At 53.0% G+C, this 18,890-nt stretch carries 18 protein-coding genes and 1 pseudogene; 12 read left to right on the plus strand and 7 right to left on the minus strand.

Annotated elements, in window-relative coordinates; all coding sequences use genetic code 11:
• Positions 1-16: 16 nt before the first annotated feature.
• From EDM57_RS07760 to EDM57_RS07780, 5 genes are all read right to left on the minus strand, one after another.
• A complete protein-coding gene (locus tag EDM57_RS07760; RefSeq protein ID WP_122904186.1) occupies positions 17-1,300 on the minus strand; it encodes an ArsB/NhaD family transporter in 1,284 nt (427 codons plus the stop codon).
• A 126-nt stretch (positions 1,301-1,426) separates the two neighbouring features.
• Positions 1,427-3,010 carry a phosphoglycerate dehydrogenase gene (serA, locus tag EDM57_RS07765; protein WP_122904187.1) on the minus strand — a complete coding sequence of 528 codons (1,584 nt, stop codon included), beginning with the start codon at positions 3,008-3,010 and terminating at the stop codon, positions 1,427-1,429.
• Complete coding sequence (locus EDM57_RS07770; RefSeq protein WP_122904188.1) at positions 3,003-4,157, minus strand: pyridoxal-phosphate-dependent aminotransferase family protein; 1,155 nt, start codon at positions 4,155-4,157, stop codon at positions 3,003-3,005. Before EDM57_RS07770 ends, serA begins: the two co-directional genes overlap by 8 nt.
• Positions 4,158-4,792: 635 nt before the next feature.
• A complete protein-coding gene (locus EDM57_RS07775; protein ID WP_122904189.1) occupies positions 4,793-4,999 on the minus strand; it encodes a ferredoxin in 207 nt (68 codons plus the stop codon).
• 102 nt (positions 5,000-5,101) lie between these two features.
• Positions 5,102-5,920: a hypothetical protein gene (locus EDM57_RS07780; RefSeq protein WP_246005765.1), complete on the minus strand. Its 819-nt coding sequence runs from the start codon at positions 5,918-5,920 to the stop codon at positions 5,102-5,104.
• Positions 5,921-6,107: 187 nt separating this feature from the next.
• Between EDM57_RS07780 and EDM57_RS07785 the strand changes: the two genes are divergently transcribed.
• The 7 genes from EDM57_RS07785 (at position 6,108) to EDM57_RS07815 (ending at position 12,325) form a co-directional block, all read left to right on the plus strand.
• A complete protein-coding gene (locus EDM57_RS07785; RefSeq protein ID WP_122904191.1) occupies positions 6,108-7,226 on the plus strand; it encodes a YpbB family protein in 1,119 nt (372 codons plus the stop codon).
• Complete coding sequence (locus tag EDM57_RS07790; RefSeq protein WP_122904192.1) at positions 7,219-8,727, plus strand: RecQ family ATP-dependent DNA helicase; 1,509 nt, start codon at positions 7,219-7,221, stop codon at positions 8,725-8,727. Before EDM57_RS07785 ends, EDM57_RS07790 begins: the two co-directional genes overlap by 8 nt.
• Positions 8,728-8,745: 18 nt before the next feature.
• The gene (locus tag EDM57_RS07795) at positions 8,746-9,327 is read left to right on the plus strand and encodes a CPBP family intramembrane glutamic endopeptidase (RefSeq protein ID WP_122904193.1); all 582 of its coding nucleotides are present in this window, start codon (positions 8,746-8,748) and stop codon (positions 9,325-9,327) included.
• Positions 9,324-9,992: a LysM peptidoglycan-binding domain-containing protein gene (locus tag EDM57_RS07800; protein WP_122904194.1), complete on the plus strand. Its 669-nt coding sequence runs from the start codon at positions 9,324-9,326 to the stop codon at positions 9,990-9,992. Before EDM57_RS07795 ends, EDM57_RS07800 begins: the two co-directional genes overlap by 4 nt.
• Before the next feature lie 59 nt (positions 9,993-10,051).
• The gene (locus EDM57_RS07805) at positions 10,052-10,981 is read left to right on the plus strand and encodes an NAD(P)/FAD-dependent oxidoreductase (RefSeq protein WP_122904195.1); all 930 of its coding nucleotides are present in this window, start codon (positions 10,052-10,054) and stop codon (positions 10,979-10,981) included.
• Positions 10,982-11,073: 92 nt separating this feature from the next.
• Positions 11,074-11,439: a hypothetical protein gene (locus EDM57_RS07810; protein ID WP_122904196.1), complete on the plus strand. Its 366-nt coding sequence runs from the start codon at positions 11,074-11,076 to the stop codon at positions 11,437-11,439.
• Between the two features lie 286 nt (positions 11,440-11,725).
• Positions 11,726-12,325: a genetic competence negative regulator gene (locus EDM57_RS07815; protein ID WP_122904197.1), complete on the plus strand. Its 600-nt coding sequence runs from the start codon at positions 11,726-11,728 to the stop codon at positions 12,323-12,325.
• Positions 12,326-12,396: 71 nt separating this feature from the next.
• On the opposite strand, the gene EDM57_RS07820 is transcribed toward EDM57_RS07815, so the two are convergent.
• Positions 12,397-13,149 carry a PIG-L deacetylase family protein gene (locus EDM57_RS07820; protein ID WP_122904198.1) on the minus strand — a complete coding sequence of 251 codons (753 nt, stop codon included), beginning with the start codon at positions 13,147-13,149 and terminating at the stop codon, positions 12,397-12,399.
• Positions 13,150-13,464: 315 nt separating this feature from the next.
• Between EDM57_RS07820 and EDM57_RS07825 the strand changes: the two genes are divergently transcribed.
• Positions 13,465-14,754, plus strand: coding sequence for a Glu/Leu/Phe/Val family dehydrogenase (locus EDM57_RS07825; protein WP_122904199.1), 1,290 nt, complete (start codon positions 13,465-13,467; stop codon positions 14,752-14,754).
• 115 nt (positions 14,755-14,869) lie between these two features.
• Here the strand turns inward: EDM57_RS07825 and EDM57_RS07830 are convergent, their stop codons facing one another.
• Positions 14,870-15,841, minus strand: coding sequence for an asparaginase (locus EDM57_RS07830; protein ID WP_122904200.1), 972 nt, complete (start codon positions 15,839-15,841; stop codon positions 14,870-14,872).
• Positions 15,842-15,924: 83 nt separating this feature from the next.
• Between EDM57_RS07830 and prsW the strand changes: the two genes are divergently transcribed.
• The 4 genes and pseudogenes from prsW to ypeB all read left to right on the plus strand — a co-directional run bounded on the left by prsW (position 15,925) and on the right by ypeB (position 18,882).
• Positions 15,925-16,599 carry a glutamic-type intramembrane protease PrsW gene (gene prsW / locus EDM57_RS07835; RefSeq protein ID WP_122904201.1) on the plus strand — a complete coding sequence of 225 codons (675 nt, stop codon included), beginning with the start codon at positions 15,925-15,927 and terminating at the stop codon, positions 16,597-16,599.
• A 21-nt stretch (positions 16,600-16,620) separates the two neighbouring features.
• Positions 16,621-16,779, plus strand: a complete 159-nt coding sequence (locus EDM57_RS23245) for a hypothetical protein (RefSeq protein WP_170163409.1) — start codon at positions 16,621-16,623, stop codon at positions 16,777-16,779.
• A gap of 32 nt (positions 16,780-16,811) precedes the next feature.
• Positions 16,812-17,478 (plus strand): annotated as a pseudogene (locus EDM57_RS24040) (cell wall hydrolase).
• Between the two features lie 36 nt (positions 17,479-17,514).
• The gene (gene ypeB / locus EDM57_RS07845; protein ID WP_122904203.1) at positions 17,515-18,882 is read left to right on the plus strand and encodes a germination protein YpeB; all 1,368 of its coding nucleotides are present in this window, start codon (positions 17,515-17,517) and stop codon (positions 18,880-18,882) included.
• Positions 18,883-18,890 lie beyond the last annotated feature (8 nt).

The raw sequence follows: 18,890 nt of genomic DNA on the forward strand, positions 1-18,890 counted from the left end.
GAGGCCTAAAGCCCGTTTACCAAACAAAGTAACGCAAGTAAATGTACAGATGGGAAATGACAATCGACATAATCATCAGCGGGAATGCCACCTTCATGAAGCTGACAAAACCGATATGCTCGCCTTCTTTGGCGGCAAGTCCGGCGACGATGACGTTGGCGCTGGCGCCGATGAGTGTTCCGTTCCCGCCCAGGCAGGCGCCGAGAGCGAGACTCCACCAAAGTGGCTCGAGATTGGTAATGCCCAGTGCGCCCATCTCTTTAATCATCGGGATCATTGTGGCAACGAACGGAATGTTGTCCACAAACGCCGAAGCAATCGCACTTAACCACAAAATGAGCAGGGACGTATTCAGCGAATCACCACCAGTGAGGTTGATCGCCTGGCTCGCCAGTTCGGCGATGACGCCTGTTTCCACCAGACCCGATACGAGGACAAACAAGCCGATGAAAAAGAATATCGTATTCCACTCGACTTTGCTGATCGCGTCCTCGAGGTAATGCTCTCCGGTGATGAGGAGAAGCAGGAAAGCGCCAGTGAGTGCAATCGTAGCAGATTCAAGATGCAGGGCGCCGTGCAGCATGAATCCGATAATCGTCAAAGCCATGACAGTCAACGATTTTTTCAAAAGGGTCGTATCTGTAATTTCATCGCGTTCGTTCAATTGCATAATCTTCGCACTTAGCTCCGGAGAAGTCTGCAATTGCTTCCGGTAGATGAGCACAAGGCACAAGATGGTAAGGGCCAAGATAATGACAATGATCGGGCTCAAGTTCAGCAAAAATGCCATGAAATCCAGCTCGGGAACGGAGCTTCCAATCATGATGTTCGGCGGGTCGCCGATCAACGTTGCGGTTCCCCCTGTATTCGAGGCGATAATTTCACTGATTAAAAAAGGAATCGGATTCAGCTTAAGCTGTCTGGCGATGCTGAATGTAACCGGGACGATCAAGAGCACTGTCGTTACGTTGTCCAGAAAAGCAGAAGCGACAGCGGTGATGATGCTCAAATAGACGAGAATGCGGATCGGCTTGCCTTTTGCCAGCTTGGCTGCGCGAATGGCCAGGTATTTGAACACACCTGTTTGCGCTGTTACAGCGACGAGAATCATCATGCCGATCAGGAGGCCAAGCGTGTTGAAGTCGATGTGATGAATCGCCTGCTCCTGCGTGACGATGCCAAACAGCACCATCAGAATCCCGCCGCTCATCGCAACGATGGTTCTGTGCAATTTTTCACTAATAATAAAGGCATACGTGACTAAGAAGATGCCAATGGCGAATAATGCCTGGTTCGTCATAAGAAACTCCTCTCCTGGTGTTTGGTCATCTTGTCCCATTATAGCGCTAACATTTTGCAGGGTAAAGGAAAAGACCCGGCGAGCAGCCAGGTCTTTTTCCGGAATGTGAAAAGAAGGGGAAGCGGCCTACAGTTCAATTTGCGTCACGCTTTTTACTTCTGCCAGCTCGCCCATTGTATCGAGCAGTTCAGGCGTCAACGGTTTGTCTACCGAGAGCATCATGATCGCGTCTCCGCCGACATCGCGGCGGCCTACCTGCATCGTCGCGATGTTGACGCTGTTTTCACCAAGGATGGAACCAACGCGTCCGATGACGCCCGGGCGGTCGTTGTGGTGAATGTAGAGCAAATATCCTTCTGGTGCCACGTCGATGGCGAAGTCGTCGATTTTCACAATCCGCGCGCCGTAGCCGTTGAGACGGGTACCCGCAACGGTGCGAGTTTCTTGTTTCGTTTTCAGCGTAACCGTCAGCAAGTTGGTGAAGCCTTTGTTTTGCGCGGCTTTTTGCTCGGTAACGGTGATGTCGCGCACTTTTGCCAGCAACGGCGCATTGACGTAGTTCACGCCTTCGCCAAGGCGGAAGGAAAGGACCCCTTTCAGTACAGTGCGGGTCAGTGGCGACGTATCCACTTCGGTCAGTTCGCCGCTGTATTTGATTTCTACCTCGGAGATCGAACCGACAGTTACTTGGGCGAGGAAATGGCCCAATTTTTCACCCAACTGGAAGTACGGCTGAACCTTTTCCATCACATGTGCAGGGATGGACGGCAGGTTGACGGCGTTCTTGAACGGCTCGCCGCGCAGTACCTTCAAAATTTCTTCCGAGACATCGACTGCGACGTTTTCCTGCGCTTCCACTGTCGATGCACCAAGGTGAGGGGTTGTAACCACTTGCGGCAGGCCGACCAGCGGGTTGTCCACAGGCGGCTCTACCTCGAACACGTCCAGAGCGGCTCCGGCGACTTTGCCGCTTGTAATTGCTTCGTACAACGCTTTTTCGTCGATGATGCCGCCGCGTGCGCAGTTGATGAGGCGTACGCCGTCTTTCATCTTGGCGAATTCGCGCGTGCTGATGATGTGGCGTGTTTCTTTTGTCAGCGGCGTGTGAACGGTAATGAAATCGGCTTGGCGGCAAATCTCATCGACAGTCGAGTGGATGACACCCAATTTTTGTGCGCGTTCTTCCGTCAGGAACGGGTCGTAGCCCATGACGGTCATTCCAAACGCCTTGGCCCGTTTGGCCACTTCGGAGCCGATGCGGCCCATGCCGATGACGCCGAGCACTTTTTTGTTCAGCTCCACACCTTGGAAGCTTTTGCGGTCCCAGGTGCCGTCGACCAGCTTTTTGTGCGCCTGCGGAATGTTGCGGGCAACCGCCATCAGCATAGCGAAGGAATGCTCGGCAGTGGAGATCGTATTGCCGTCCGGTGCGTTGATGACCGGGATACCCGCCTGGGTCGCTGCGGCGATGTCGATGTTGTCCACGCCTACGCCAGCGCGGCCGACTGCTTTCAGTTTTTTCCCGGCAGCAAGCACTTCGGCAGTCACCTGTGTCTGGCTGCGGACGAGCAGGGCGTCGTAGTCGCCGATCACTTCGAGCAACTCGGCAGGGGAGAGGTTGGTTTGGCGGACGACTTCGACATCTTCTGCGTCCAACAGTTGCTGGATACCAAATTCGCTAAGTGGGTCAGTAATGAGAACTTTATACATGTGCAATGAGCACCTCCTGAGCAGCTTTGACACCGGCACCCAGCTCGACTGGTGCGCCGATTTGATGGAGCGACATTTCAATCGCGGAAATCACTTGCAGGACATCGAGCGGCTCGCAATAGCCCATGTGTCCGATACGGAAAATTTTTCCCTTCAAATGCTGTTGGCCGCCGGCAATCGTGACGTTGTACTGCTTCGTCAGCACCTTGCGCAGCGCTTCTGCATCAAACGCCCCTTGAGGATCGCAGGAAGTGACGGTCGCAGCAGCGTAAGCGTCATCGGCCATCAGGTTGACGTTCAAGGCTCGCATGGCAGCGCGGGTCATGTCGCGCATCAGCTCATGGCGCTTGATGATCGCTGGCAAGCCTTCCTCGTCAAGCATATCGAGCACTTCTGCCAGGCCGAAGATGAGCGAAACAGCAGGGGTGTACGGTGTTGTCTGGTCGGCGAGGCTTTTTTTGTACGCCTTCAGATCGAGATAAAAAGCGAGCGACTTGTTCGCTTCGATGACTTTCCAGGCGCGTTCGCTTGCCGCCAGAAAAGCAAGGCCGGTCGGCAGCATGAACGCTTTTTGCGAACCGGTTACGACGATGTCGACACCCCAGGCGTCCATTTCGCATGCGACAGCGCCAAGGCAGCTGACCGCATCCACGATGAACAAGGCGTCCGAATGGGCACGGATCGTTTTGGCCAGTTCGGGAATCGGGTTTTGCACCCCGGTAGATGTTTCACAGTATGTCGCAAATACCGCTTTCACTTGTGGCTTTTCTTTGAGAAAAGCCTCCAGCAGATCTGGTGTAACGGCTTTTCCCCAAGGAACCTCCAGACGGTGAGCAACCACGCCATAGCGCTCGCAAATTTTGGCGAAACGCTCGCCGAAAGCACCGCTGACGAGAATCACTGCCTCATCTCCAGGCTGCAAGGTGTTCACGACGCCTGTTTCCAGCGCGGCGGTTCCGCTGCCAGCCAGGATGTACACATCCTGGGTCGTGCCGAAGTAAGGCTTCAGTCGTTCCGCCGTCCGCGCGAACAAGGCGGAAAACTTGCCGCTGCGATGCCCGATCATCGGCTGGTTCATCGCCATCTGTACGCGAGGGGGGATCGGGGTAGGGCCGGGAATGCGCAAAATCATTTTGTCTGTGAACATGTCTCTCTCCTCCTAAATGAATCAATAATAAAAAAACCTCCCGTTCTCACACTGCTCCTGTTACAGAACAGTGAGGGACGAGAGGCTTTGCTTCGCGGTGCCACCCTCATTCGCTCCTTTTTTCTCAAAAAGGTGCCTTGCCAGGTACATGACCTGTAGAGATAACGGATCTACCGTTTGCATCTAGTGGGACGAGAAAAATCGTCCGTTCAACGCAGCAGCTCGAAAGTGCTTATCTGTGGAAGAAACCGCCGATTCGCAGCAACCATCGGCTCTCTGGGGATTTCCGGCCCACAGCATGTCTTCGTCATCGCTGTTGGTGATGTGGTGTTTCGTAAGATTTGTACTTAAGATACCACGGCAAAATGACACCGTCAAGCAAAAAAACGAGAAAAAAATGAACGATATTTTTAAAAACAGACTTATCGTTCGTAAATAATGCTGATTTCACAAGGGTAAGGAGGTTAAATTCGATCAAAAACCGAACGTTAAGATATTACTCTCACAAAATCTGGAAAAAACGCGCCGGAATGTTCGGTTTTTCTGCATGTTGACAGGTCGAGCATCCGTTCAGGCAAAAAAACAGAAAAACCTCTTACACACAAAGTATGTAAGAGGTTTTGGTTCCTGGAATCCTATTCCACTTTGATAGAGTCGGTCGGGCATCCTTCTGCAGCGTCGCGAACGTCGTCTTGAAGGATATCCGGGATTTCAACACTGTTGGAGTTGTCATCCAGCTTGTTGTATGCAAGACCCTCATCGTCGTAGTCAAAGACGTCAGGGGCAGTGGCGCCACAGGCACCGCAAGCAATACAAGTATCTTTATCTACCCATGTAGTCATCGTGGTTTCACCTCCCGTTACAAGTGGTACGTCCACTATCATAGACAATTGTATGCTCTTGCTCCCAAGATTTCAAGATTGAATCAGTCTAAAAATATACGACTACTTGTAAAGCGGGATTTCAGGTGTGTTCAGAACAGAATAAAGTTTGCCACTCAACTTTTTGAAATCCCCGGAGTGGACGGCATCTGTTGCATGCAGCACCTTCACTGCGGCAGCCACATCCTTGATTCCCAAAGTTTGCGACTCGCTGGAAGAGAGCAGCAGGTCCAGACGGGCCGTCAAGTCTTCCGGATTGTAGCTGTCCCAGCGCTTGTTCGCCGACATGAACTGGGCGGCCAGATAAGTCCTGTAGTGGAAAGGGTACTGCTTCCATTGTGCTGTTGTAACGGTAGCAGGCACTGCCTCTGGCATCGGCTTTTTCACCACATAGGCCGATTCCCAGGCCGCCACGGAATGGTAGACCATTTCCTGCGCCGTCAACCAGCTGTTCTGGGAAAGCGTCAAGCCGGAAGCGATGACAGCGGGCGTTGCGGCATTACTATTCTGATCGGATTGGATTTGCTCCATACTATCCAAATAAGCCCGGACACTGTTCGTATAATGAGTGTGTGCTTGTGCGAGCAGCGGAGAGGTCGGCAGCGGCACGTTTTTTTCCAGCTCCTTCAGCGTCTGTTGGGCGAGCTTTTCCAGATGCTTCAATGCTTCCGTGCGTCCTTTTTGATCGAGGCTTCCCCACTTGCCCATCGCCTCGAAGTGAGCTTGCTTCCATTCCAGCACCGGAGCGTACACCGCGTAGTAAAAACGAATGAAGTCCTGCTCGCTGTACAGCTTTTGCTCACGCAGCAGCTTTTCCTTTTCCGCCTCTTTTTGTTTGGCTTCCATCGCTGCCGCTTGCTCGGCTTCAATGGATGTCTTCATATAGTGTGCGCCGAAAAAAAATCCACCAACAGTGCATGCAAGTGTTATGATGATCATGTACGCCATCATAAATTCTGACCTTTTCAAACGTTTTGTCATAAAAGAAATCCTCCAAATCCAGTGCAGCGAAAATGACGCAGGCTACGGTTCCTGCAAAAAATAATAATAAAAAGAGCAAGGAGTACCAATGAACAATCAAAACAGTGTGGCAGAGGATCTTGAGCTTCTATGCGCTGTCGCCCTGAATGCGATGATTCCTCTCGCGAACGAGCGGACGCTGCAGTCGGCTTACTACATACTGCGCGGCAGAAAAGCGAATCAGACTCTGCAGGATGTGCATTTGTACAGCCTTTATCCGTATTATCGGATGTTTCCCGGGTTTTCAAAAGAGGATTGGGATAAAATTGTTGCAACTTTGTTTCAAAATGGACATGTGCAGCAGCGCGAAGGGGAAGGAGCCATCGCCAAGCCGACGTTTTTGGTCACTGAAAAAGGAAAGCAGGCAGCCCAGGAGGCGTATGAAAAATACCGTTTCGCTGTCTGGTTTTCGCCCTTTACGCAGTTTGACCTCGCTGCTCGCATCGAACCGTTTTGGCAAAGACTTCATCTGCTGGTGCAAACGGTGTCGCAAATGCTGGGAAAAGACCTTAGTTTTACCCCTGTCGTGACTGACAAATCGGTCCAGCTTTGGGTCAAGCAGCAGCTGCAGTTTCCGGAGGCGAGAGCGGTTTGGATGAGCGGATTGCGCGAGGAGCTGTATCATCTCTGGGAGCCGTTGGAGCCTGATGTGCAAAAACTGCTGGTCGCGCAACTGTCCGGGATCTCGCAGGTAGGAAAAACGCTGGGACAACTGGCGAAGCAACAACAGGTGGCCCGCGTCTACCTTACGCTTTTGTTCCGCTATGGGCTGGCTGCCTCGATTCAGCGGCTCATGAAGGAAGCACAGACGTTTCCGCTGCTTTCCCGGCTGGTCAGCCAGGAGAACAGGCTCGATCCGCGGCTGAGCAACAGCGCGGCCCGGACGTATGCGATGGTGCAGCGCGGATTGACCAAGGCAGAGATCGCCACCAGACGGAACATGAAGGAAAGTACCGTCGAGGATCACCTCGTGGAAATTGCCCTGCGCTGTCCGGAATGGGATGAATCGGTCTATTTGCCGCCCGAGATGCGAAGCGTAATCGTCGCCGCAAGCGAAAAGCTGCAAACGAGCAGATTGCGGCTCATCAAGGACTATGTCGGGCCTGGCGTCAGCTATTTGCAAATCCGTCTGGCTTTGGCCCGCAGGCAAGGGGAGACGAATGGATAAAGACCTGCATTTTTATCTACAGGAGTATTTTGGCTACGAGACATTTCGACCGGGTCAAGCGGCCATCATCAGTCGAGTGCTGAACGGACAGAGCGTTCTTGGCCTGATGGCGACAGGCGGCGGGAAATCCGTCACTTATCAGCTTCCTGCCCTGTTGCTGCCGGGTATCACGGTGGTCGTTTCCCCGTTGATTTCGCTCATGGTCGATCAGGTTCAGCAGTTGCGCACGAAACGACGCATACAAGCCGCCTACCTGAACAGCACGCAAGACCCGGCAGAATCGCGGGAAGTGCTGCAAAAGATCGCGGCTGGCGCCTGCAAGCTGCTGTACATTTCACCGGAAAAACTGCAACAGTCTTACGTGCAGCACGCGCTGAAACGTGCGCGGGTGTCACTTGTGGCGATTGACGAGGCCCACTGCATCTCTGCGTGGGGACACGATTTTCGGACCGATTATCTGCGCCTGCCTGATACGGTAAAACTGCTGGGGAATCCGCCTGTTTTGGCTGTGACCGCGACGGCGACGACAGCGGTGCGCAACGAAATCTGCACGCTGTTCGGAATTGCCCAAGAGAACGTCGTGGTGCAGACGCTCAATCGCGCAAACATCGCCTACGATCTGGCGGAAGTGAACGGGGAAAGCGAGCGGCGTCAACTGACGTTTGAACTGGTGGACAGGCTGGAAGGACCGGGAATCGTGTACTGCAGCACGCGGCAGGCAGTCGATGTGCTTGTCGCTGCCTATCAGCTCGAAGGGAAAAGGCGCGTGGAAGGCTATCACGGGGGCATGAACAGCATGGAGCGGATGCTGATCCAGACGCAGTTTCTGGCTGGAGAGCTGGATGTCATCATCGCGACGAACGCTTTTGGCATGGGCATTGACAAGCCGGATATTCGCTATGTCATTCACTACCAGATGCCAGCGAGCCTGGAAGCTTACTCCCAGGAGATCGGTCGAATCGGCCGGGATGGACAGCCCGGCTATGCCATGCTCCTGTACGGCCCGGAGGACGTTCAGATTCATCAATACATGCTGGACAAGGAGTATCCGACTCCGCTGCAGGTCCAGCAATTTTTGCAGCATCACCGAGCAGGTGTGTCGATGGATGCGCAAGCATTGGCGCTGCTTGGCATGTCCGAGGAAATGACAGCCATGCTCACTTTTTATACAGAGCGCGCACTGGCCAGAGCACAGGCAAGCACCCCGAAAGAAGGGGACAATTTCGCCCGGGATATTTGGCAGGAGACGGAAAAGCGAAAGGCAGTCAAGCGCAAAAAACTGTCCGAAATGGTATCGTATGTGCTTGCTGACAGTTGCCTGCGCAAGCACCTGAATCAATACTTTGGAGAAGCAGACGACAGCTATCACCGCTTTTGTTGTACGCGCTGCGGGTTGCAGCGGGGAGCTTATGAAGGAGAGCGGACGGTGCTTTTGCAGCAGGATGTGCAAAACAGCTGGAGTTTGCGGCAGGCATTGGACATGCTTTTGCCGAAAAAATAATAAGGAGAGAACGATCACGTGAAAGAAAGTGGGCTGGAGTTGGACGAAGCGACGCTGCGATTTAATCTGTGGCTGACACAAGGTTTGGTTTTGGCGGCGGCGGCAGTAAGCAGCTTCTGGGTCCACGGATGGCAGGGCACGCTTGGCTTGTTCCACTTCTCCGGGTGGGAGGGAGTCGGGCTTGCGTGCCTGGTGGCAGCAGGGATTGTCTTGCTGAGTATTGCCATGGAAAAATATTTGCCGAAACACTGGCAGGACGATGGCAGCATCAACGAAAAAGTTTTTGGCGCCATGTCTTCCACCCTGACGGTGCTGGTGTGCGTAATCGTCGGTATTGGCGAGGAATGGCTGTTTCGCGGCGTGATCCAGCCGTTCGCCGGGAACGTTTGGACGAGCCTCGCATTTACGCTCGTACACGTGCGCTATTTGAAAAAGCCTTTGTTAATCGCGAGTGTGTTTGGCACGAGCTGGCTGTTAGGACTGTTGATGGATGTACACGCTTCCTTATGGCCGCCCATCGTCGCGCATATCGTGATAGATGTTTCGCTGGCCTTTTATCTGCAAATGACTTTGAAAAAAGAGAAGGGGGAGGAAGAGTGAATCTGGAGACCAATCAATTGCCGCCTCGACGCTCCCGTCATACCCGCAAAAAGGCGTCTGTGGGCATGAAAACATGGGTTCGCTCGGGACTCTTGGTGTTTGGCGTCGTTTTTTTCGGGCTGATTGGCCTGGAGCTGTACAAGGCAAATCTGGAACGGGAAAAAGCGGAAACCGTCCGCATGAGCATGGCAACACAAGAAACCAGCGAAGCGAAGCCGTCAGCCGCCGGAGCGGAAACGGCTGCGCCTGAGCCTGAGCCGAAATCTGTCGTACTCCATACGACTTCTGCTGAGCCTGCGCAGACAGCCGAACAGGCGCAGCCTGCTGTTGCTCCCGCTTCTGCCGCTCGTGCTTCCGCGAGCAGTGCTCCCGCAAGCACGAGCGCATCGGAAGCTCCGAAAACGCAAAGCAAGCCTGTTCAGGCGAAAACGGAAGGGGCTTTAACCGCTCCTGCAACCCAAGTTTCCAAGCAGAAGCCGACCCCTTCTGCGCAAAAACCAAAAGTCGTCAAGCATGTGGTGAAAAAGGGAGAGACACTGTACATGCTGTCCCGCAAATATTTTGGCAACAACTCCAATGTATCCCGCATTGCCAGATATAACGGTTTTCACCCGGAAACGCAGCTAGTGGAAGGAAAGGTCGTGTTTGTCCCGCTCGCTCCGTAATCGTTTCGCCCGCCTGCGGAAATGCTAAAGGCAGTGGACGGATCAGTGGAGGACGAATCATGTACGATACGATCATTGTAGGTGGGGGGATCGCGGGACTGCAGACGGCGATCCAGTTGGCCAGATGCCTGCGCCGTGTGGCCGTCATCGACGTGCCGGGAGGACGATCGGCGGTCGCCAAAAACTACCGGAACATTCTCGGATTCTCCGAAGGGGTCAGCGGCGATTATTTTCGCCAGGAAGGCCGGAAGCAGGCAGCGAAATACGGCGCCGAGTTCATCGCGGATGAAGTGACAGAGCTTGCCGTGCATCCGGATGGAGGCTTCCGGGTCAGAACAAAAGGAGCGGGCGCACACCCGTTGCAGACGAAAACGCTCGTCATGGCGACAGGGATGGCGGACCCTTTTCCGGCGATTTCCGGGCTGCGCGACTGTCTCGGGCTCTCGATTTTTATCTGCCCGGATTGCGACGGATACGAGAGCGTCGGGCAAAAAACGGCGGTGATCGGCGATGGCTCACATGCCGTCCAGATGGCAGGGGAGCTGTTTTACTACACGAAAAAGCTCGTCGTCGTCAATCATGGAGGCAGTGAGATCAACGCGAAGGAGCTGGCGCTGCTGGACAGGCTTGGCATCGACTATCATGCTGCGCGTGTGGAAAAGCTCGTCCAAACAGGCGGTCAGCTGCAGCAGTTGCAGCTTTCCTCCGGGGAAAGTCTGGCTGTGAACCGGGCTTTTTTGGCTTTTCCCGGAGCGTTGGCCCAGACAGATTTGTTGCGGGCTTTTTCCGTACATATCAATGAAAAAGGACACGTGCGAACCGATCCGCGCACAAAGGAAACGGATCAGCGAAACCTGTGGGCAGTCGGAGACATCGCTGTTCATTCCCAGCAAGTTGCCATCGCCATGGGGGACGGTGCGCAGGCAGCGATCTGGATACAGAAGCGGCTTTGCGAACTGGATGGGGAGAGGCCGTTTTCTCTGGAATAGTTCCTGTGCAGAGGGCAGCAATGGGGCGCGGAACCCGAACGGGCAAACATCCATATACATGAAGGGAAAAATGATCGGGAGGACCTGGAATCATGCTGGTGATGGGAAGAAGCCTGTTTGTCGGGCTGCTGGCATGGCTGTTGGGAAGCGCTGCCCAGCACGTTTTTCCCGCAAATCATCTGGATCTTTTGCGATTCGGAGACTGGCTGGCGATGTTGCTGTTTTGGCCTGTGGAGGTCATGCTGTCACTCCTGTTGTTCGCCGGAGCTTCCATCCTGCTGTTCGGCCTTTTGCATTTTCATATCAGCCAATTTTTGTACGGCCGGATGCTGCAAACAGGTTGGATGCATGCCACGCTATGCTTCTTCTCCTTTTTTGTTCTGCTGATCCAATTTGTCAAAATGCCCGTTCCCACCTTCCTGGCGGCCGCCGTCGCACTCATGATTGGATGGCGCTAAATGAGCAGCTTTTCCTGGGAAAGCGCAGGAAGTGACAAGTTGCTACAAAGTCTGCTTTTCGCCCATCTGAATCGACACAGATGGGCGAAACTGCACAAACAGCCTTGGAGAGTGTCAGGTGACTATGTTCCTGCTACCAAATGTGATATGATAGGACTACCCCGGATTTTCCCAAATGCGTAAAAATAGTTGAATGCAGCAGTGGCATTCGTCGGAAAATGCGGAGAACTCTTACAGGCTTAGCAACATATTTTGTAGTACGACTGGATGGCGAGGAGGGACAGTCATGCGTGTTGAACGCCTTGGTCAAGACAAAATACGAATCTTTTTAACGTTTGACGACCTAACAGAGCGCGGGATAGAAAAAGAAGACATGTGGCGTGACATTCCTAAAGTTCATGAACTGTTCAACGACATGATGGAGCAGGCTTATCACGAATTGGGATTTGAAGTATCAGGGCCTGTTGCCGTTGAAGTGTTCGCCTTGCCAGCTCAGGGAATGGTCGTGATCGTAACTCGCGGCAAAACAAGCTCAAGGGACGGAAAAGAAGAAGAATTTGAGGAAGAAGACGTGTACGAATTGGAAGTCACCCTAGAGGAAAGCGATCTGATTATCTACGCCTTCCGTGACTTTGAGCATATGGTTGAAGCTGCCCACCGAATCAATGCCATGCTGACCAATGGAGGGGCGGCCTACTTCTACCAGGGGAAATACTATCTGGTGCTGGAAGAGGTGGAATTGGATCAGGAGCGATACCACAAGTTGATTGCGATTCTCTCTGAGTACGGGGAAGCGACGCCGACAACGATTTATGTACTGGAGGAATATGGAAAGGTTGTCGTTGCCGACGATGCTGTCAAGGAAATATGCAGACATTTCACGTAAGCAAAAGAATGAAATGCCTGGGAGAATAAACAGCACCTAGTCTATCAACTAGGTGCTTTTGCTGTCTGGCGTTATGATGGGCGGTCAAGGCCGGTGAAAAAGTCGGCTTCCTTGCCGGTGATCGTGTAGCCGGGAAGGTTGTGCCAGGCCAGAATGTAGTAATTGCTTGGAGGCACGGATTCAAAGCCGCCAGCCGTGACGCCGGGAAACACACGCTCCACGGACAGATGCTGGGTGCGGTGTGCCCGCAGAGCACTGGCTACCTGCGGCTTGTACGCTGCCCCTTCAATGATGGTGGTAATGCTCTCGATCGGGTCGGAAAACGGCGGCTGTACGGCTCCGAATGGCCCGTTGGAAGGGCGGGTTGCGTAGTACAGCTTGCGAACGCTCGTCGCTTTGCCGAGCGACTGGACAGCCTGGGTTGTCGAAAGCGAAATCGCCTGGTGGTCGGGATGGCCGGAAATGCCGTGCGGGGCAAACGTGACGAGCACATCCGGCTCGATTTTTTCGACCGCCTGATGGATGCGTTCGACCAGTTCCTGAACGGGCACGGTGTTCAGCAGCTTATCCTGATAGTCCCATATGTCCACGCTCGCAAGCCCAAGGATGGACGCCGCCTCTCTCAATTCCTGCTCACGGTATGCGGGCAGCTGCTCGATGGTGCAAAGCGGCGGATTGCCGGGTTTGCCAGCCTGGCCTTTCGTGGCGCAGAGCAGGTGGCATTCTGCCTTGTTTTCCTGGGTGTATTTGGAAATGGTGATGCCAGATGCAAAGGTTTCGTCGTCAGGATGAGCGAAAACGAACAAAATCTTATTTTTTTTCATAAACACGCCTCCGTGAATAAACTTCCAAAATTACTGTTTCCATTATGACATAAATGAATTTGCTCCGTCATGAAAGAATGCACTTTGGGAAGACTACAACGAACAAGGAATGTACGTTTTTATGCCGTGCAAGCCCGTATGGACGCCATTTGTTTCCCTCACGCGACCGACTGGTCAATCGTTGTATTTATATGCAGAAGAGCCAGAGAAACCGTTTTCGAAATGGAAAAAAAACTTTTTTTTGCTTCTCATACCTGATACAAGCGTGTATACTAAAGGCTGCATTGACCGATAACATTTTTGAGGTGGTAAGTAATGGGTAATCAAGACGTGGTAACCGAAAGCACCGAAGGGAAAGAAAAGCAAGAAACACTGAACTTGCTGCATTCGACTCAAACGGTGATCAAGGAAGCACTGGAAAAACTAGGTTACCAAGAATCGATGTTTGAACTCTTGAAGGAGCCGCTTCGCGTTTTGACCGTACGCATTCCGGTTCGCATGGACAATGGCGAAGTAAAGGTGTTTACGGGCTATCGTGCTCAGCACAACGATGCGGTTGGTCCGACCAAGGGAGGCATTCGTTTCCACCCGGAAGTTACAGAGGATGAAGTTAAAGCGCTTTCTATCTGGATGAGCCTCAAAGCCGGTATCGTCGACCTGCCATATGGCGGTGGTAAAGGCGGTATCATTTGCGACCCGCGCGAAATGTCCTTCCGCGAACTGGAAAGACTGAGCCGTGGCTACGTTCGCGCAATCAGCCAGCTTGTGGGTCCGACAAAAGACATTCCGGCTCCGGACGTCTTCACAAACTCGCAAATCATGGCTTGGATGATGGACGAATATAGCCGTATCCGTGAATTTGACTCACCTGGTTTCATTACCGGTAAACCGATTGCACTTGGCGGTTCGCATGGACGTGAAACAGCGACAGCCAAAGGGGTTACGATTTGCATTCGCGAAGCAGCGAAACGCCGCAACATTGACGTAAAAGGCGCGCGCGTTGTCGTTCAAGGCTTCGGTAACGCAGGCAGTTACCTCGCGAAATTCATGCACGACGCAGGCGCGAAAGTAATCGGTATCTCCGATGCTTACGGCGCTCTGCACGATCCAAACGGCCTGGATATCGACTACTTGCTCGATCGCCGCGACTCCTTCGGTACTGTCACCAAGCTGTTCAACAACACCATCACGAACAAAGAACTGCTTGAGCTGGATTGCGACATTCTCGTTCCGGCAGCAATCGAAAACCAGATCACGGCTGCAAACGCCCACAACATCAAGGCGAAAATCGTCGTAGAAGCGGCCAACGGCCCAACTACGCTCGAAGCGACCAAGATCCTGACAGAGCGTGGCGTTCTGCTCGTACCGGACGTACTGGCAAGTTCCGGTGGTGTAACCGTTTCCTACTTCGAATGGGTACAAAACAACCAGGGCTACTACTGGAGTGAGGAAGAAGTAGAAGAGAAACTGGAAAAAGTATTGGTGCGCGCGTTTGAAAATGTTTACTCCCTGTCCCAAACACGCCGTGTGGACATGCGCCTCGCCGCTTACATGGTCGGTGTCCGCAAAATGGCAGAAGCTTCCCGCTTCCGTGGCTGGGTATAAGCAAACCACCTTTCAGATATGTGAAAAAGGCTTCGCTGCTCATGTGGCGAAGCCTTTTTGCGCGGAAATGAGAAAACCCTCCCGAAATAAGGTGGGAGGGTTGTCCGACATTTTTTTATTGAGCGAACAGCTTTTGCAGTTCGGCGAAGTCGCGTGTTCTTTGCAGGGCGACGATCAGCTTGATGCGCGCTTTTTGCCCGTTGAGTCCGTTGGAGAAGATAATGCCCATGTCTTTCAGTTTGCGGCCTCCGCCTTCGTAGTCGTAGACGTCCTGTACTTGTCCGTTGTAACAGCGGGACACGAGAACAATCGGGGTTCCGCGGTCCAGCAGCTGCTGCAAGGTCGGGATAATGGCTGGCGGCAAATTGCCGAGGCCGAATGCTTCAATCACGAGGCCGTCAATCGGCTGATCGAGCAAAAACTGCAGCCAGGACGGGTCCATGCCAGCGACCGCTTTAATCAATGGCACGTTTCCGTCGGCATGCGCAATGGTGTAATGCTCCCGCACCAGAGGCGCATGGTGGTACTGTACGCTTTTTTTGGCGATGGTGCCAATCGGACCGTATTGCGGCGATTGGAACGTCGCGACATTGCTCGTATGCGTCTTGGTAACGTGGCACGCTGCATGGATTTCATCGTTGAATACGACCAGCACGCCTTTGTTCATGCTTGCCGGATCAGCGGCAGTGCGCACGGAGGAAATCAGGTTGACCGGGCCGTCCGCGCCCAGCTCATTGCTGCTGCGCATGGCGCCAGTAACGACAATCGGCACGTCGACAGACAGTGTCAGGTCGAGGAAATACGCAGTCTCTTCCAGCGTGTCGGTTCCGTGTGTAATCACTACGCCGTCGTAATGCTCCTGGCGAAACGCCTCTTCGATTTGCAGGCGCAGTTCATTCATAATCTTGGGAGTCATGTGCGGGCTTGGCAGATTCAGGAAGTTTTTCATGGTGACGTCCGCATAACGCTCCAAAAAAGGAAGATTTTTGGTTACAGCTTGGTCATCCAGCGGCTTTACACCCTCCGTATCATCTACAGACATGGCGATGGTGCCGCCGGTGTTGACTACCAATATTTTTTTCGACATGGTTCTCTCTCCTGTAGCGGGTTTTCATGATTTAATATTCATGGTACGATGAATAGCAGCCTTGTGTAAAGGAGTAATCATCGATGATTGCAATGATCGGCGCGGCAATAGCCCCCGGTATCGCCATCATGAGTTATTTTTACCTGCGTGACAGTCTCGAACCGGAACCGATCTCTATGGTCATCCGGTCATTTATCTTTGGGATGCTGCTGGTCATTCCGATTATGGTGCTCCAGTACATCATGCAGACAGAATGGAACTGGCGGAACGGAGTTGTCGCGGATATTATCCAGTCCGCTGTAGTCGAAGAGTTTTTCAAATGGATGGTCATCTTCTTCACGGCCTACAAGCATGTGGAGTTCGATGAGCCTTACGATGGCATTGTTTATGCCGTCGCTGTGTCGCTCGGTTTTGCCACGCTGGAAAACCTGTTTTACCTGATTATCAACGGGCTGAATATCGCCTTCTGGCGCGCGCTTTTGCCCGTCTCCAGCCATGCGCTGTTCGCCGTCTGGATGGGCTATTATCTGGGACGTGCGAAGTTTACGCAAAAGAAAGAGCAGGAGAAGCTTTTTCTCTGGCTGTCCATCACGCTGCCGATCGGCCTGCACGCCCTCTACAATGCCATTTTTCTCTCCATTCAAAACTGGCTCGTGGTCATCGTGCCGTTCATGCTTGTGCTCTGGTGGCAAGGCTTGAAAAAGGTACAGCGCGCTCATGATTTCGGTTCTAAAAATCTTTCTTCGCGTCCACAATAGACGATAAGGAGGAGACGAGACGTGCTGAAATCCGAACGAACAAAAGTGACCATTCAATGCAATGTATGCGGAGAAAAATTTACCCTCCGTGGACGCAGGGAACCGGGCGGGCAAGTGGAAACGGGATTCAAGCAATGCTTGTGTGACAACGATCAGTATTTTCGCATTGACGAAATGTAAACAAACGAATAGCAAGCTGTACAAAAAAACCGATGCCAAGCCGTATCGGTTTTTTTGTGCTGGAAACCTGGTCAAGGCACGTCTCACCCCGGCGGATTTGCATGTATAATCCATTCTCCCTCCACTAACACTATGCAAAGATTTCAATTCATGCCAAGGAGGATTTTCGCCGTGCAAAAAATCTGGATCGCAGGTTTGTTGATCTTGCTAGTAGCGGCAGGCTTTTGCGGATACGAGCTTTTCTCCAGCCAAAAAAGCGCTGCGGCCGCACGGGAAGTACAGATCGCTGCACCGGCAAAACAGAGCCAGTCGAAGGCAAAAGCCAGTTTTCATCCTTCGCGTCTCTCGGAAAACGACTTGAAGCTGATGGCCAATGCGGTTTACGGAGAGGCAAGGGGCGAGCCGTTCGAAGGACAGGTGGCGATTGCAGCCGTCATTTTAAATCGTGTGAAAAGCCCATCCTTTCCTGACACGCCATCCGCGGTCATTTTTGAGCCGCGTGCGTTTACGGCTGTAGCGGACGGCCAGATTTGGCTGACACCCAATGAAAGCGCGCGCAAGGCAGTGAAAAATGCGCTGAACGGCTGGGACCCGTCGGGAGGCTGCACCTACTATTTCAATCCGGCAACGGCGACCTCCAAATGGATCTGGAGCAGGCCACAGGTCAAAAAAATCGGGAAGCACATTTTTTGCAGGTAACGGCTTTACCAAAAAGGAGAGAAGGAGTGACAAGGGATGGTATACGGAGCAACGGCACGCGTTCTGTTTCCCGTCGCCCTGGTTGCCTTGGTTGGCGCAGGGATGTGGGGATACCAGGAGCACAACGAAAAAAACTCGGTTCTGATTAAGGCAGAAAACTCGTATCAGCGCGCTTTCCACGATCTGACCTACCACATAGACAAATTGCATGACGAGCTTGGCAAATCGTTGGTGGTCAACTCCCGGCGGCAAATGACCCCGACCTTGACCAATGTATGGCGGCTTGCCTATGCGGCGCAGTCGGACGTGGGCCAGCTTCCCCTGACCTTGATGCCTTTCAGCAATACGGAGGAGATGCTATCCCGGGTCGCTGACTTTTCGTATCGGGTTGCCGTGCGCGATCTGGAGAAGGAGCCGCTTACCGACAAAGAGTACAACACGCTGAAGAGCTTGCACAAGCAGGCCAAGGACATTCAGGACCAGCTGCGCAACGTCCAGGCCAACGTCATCGACAAGCAGCTTCGCTGGATGGATGTGGAGACGGCGCTCGCCTCCGACGACAAAAAGTCGGACAACACGATTATCGACGGGTTTCAGACAATCGAGAAAAAAGTGCAGGAGTTTCCCGATCTGGACTGGGGAGTCGGCATCCAGAGCCTGGACAAGAAAAAGCAGCAGCGAATCAAGGGGATCGACGGCAAGCCTGTCAGTCCGGAAGAAGCGAAAAAAAGCGCGCTGAAATTTTTGCGCCTGAACACCCAGGACGCCAAAGTTGAAGTCGATGAAAACGGCAAAGGCCAAACCTACACGGCTTACAGCGTCCGCGTCATCCCCAACGGGCAAAAGGCCGCGATTAACCTCGATGTGACCAAGCGCGGCGGCAAAGTCGTCTGGATGATGAGCGAGCGCGAGATTGGGGAAGAAAAGCTCGATATGAAGCAGGCGCAGGAGCGGGGCGAAGAATTTTTGCGCGAGCGCGGCTTTGCCAACATGGTCGTCTCCGAGATTGACAGCTTTGACCGCAACGCGCTCTTTACGTTCGTACCGATGCAGGATGGCGTGCGCATTTACCCGGATTCGGTGACAGTCGAGATTGCACTGGACAACGGGGAGGTAACAGCTTTTAACGCTACGGAATATTTGTTTAACCATAAACAACGCATCCTGGGCAAGCCGCGCATCTCCAAAGAAGAAGCGCGCAAAAAAGTCAATCCGAGCGTAAAGGTGACGAACGAACGACTCGCTCTCATCGAAGGGAAAAACGACGGCAAGGAAGTTTTGACCTGGGAGCTGACCGGCAGCTTCGAAGGAAATTCGTACATGGTGTACATCAACGCGATGAACGGCGACGAGGAAGAAGTCGTGAAAATGGAGACGGACGAAGGCCAGGACAATCAGCAATAGGCATGCGA

This window comes from Brevibacillus gelatini (genome assembly GCF_003710935.1).
GTDB lineage: Bacteria > Bacillota > Bacilli > Brevibacillales > Brevibacillaceae > Brevibacillus > Brevibacillus gelatini.